This is a genomic window from Acinetobacter sp. ME22, from assembly GCF_022012315.1.
Classification (GTDB): domain Bacteria; phylum Pseudomonadota; class Gammaproteobacteria; order Pseudomonadales; family Moraxellaceae; genus Acinetobacter; species Acinetobacter brisouii_A.
Map to the genome: position 1 here is coordinate 1 of NZ_JAKLTL010000044.1, position 519 is coordinate 519.

The following is a 519-nucleotide window of genomic DNA, read 5'->3' on the forward strand; positions in this document are numbered from 1 at the left end:
TTCAAAGACCATGCCTGTCGCATCTTTGGCAGAGTGATCTACTCGGGTGATCGGGGTATATTCAACCACTGCTGTCATTGGATTGCTAAAGGCATCCTCAACCGCCTTGACCGTTACCGTATTGTCGACCCCATCTCCAAACTGGATTTCAGTCACCCGAAAGACCGCTGCATCCAATCCATAGCGGGTATTTGAAAATTTAAACGGATGACCCTTATTCCAAAGTCCTGCTACCGCTTCAGTGGTTTCAAATTCAATACTGGCCAGTTCAGTGGATAAGGTTTTTAAATCCCGTAATGCCAGAGCACTGGCCAAGTCGTTGTTGGATACGCCCTTATAGTCAATATCCTGAGCAGATACGCCTCCTTGCTGGGCAATCCGTCCAAGATCCTGTACGGTCAGGGTCGAGTCTTTTTCCCGACCGCTGTCGTAATAGGTCACAGAAACCTGATTGATACAGTCAGCAAGGGTTCTGCGTTCAAAATCCAGAGAGCGGTAATGGCTTTCCGTTACAACTTC

The 519-nt window shown here is 48.0% G+C and carries 1 protein-coding gene; it reads right to left on the reverse strand.

The features are described 5' to 3' along the window. Positions 1-519 (reverse strand): phage tail protein (locus LVY74_RS17610; RefSeq protein ID WP_237816146.1); only part of this gene is annotated, 519 nt, incomplete at both ends.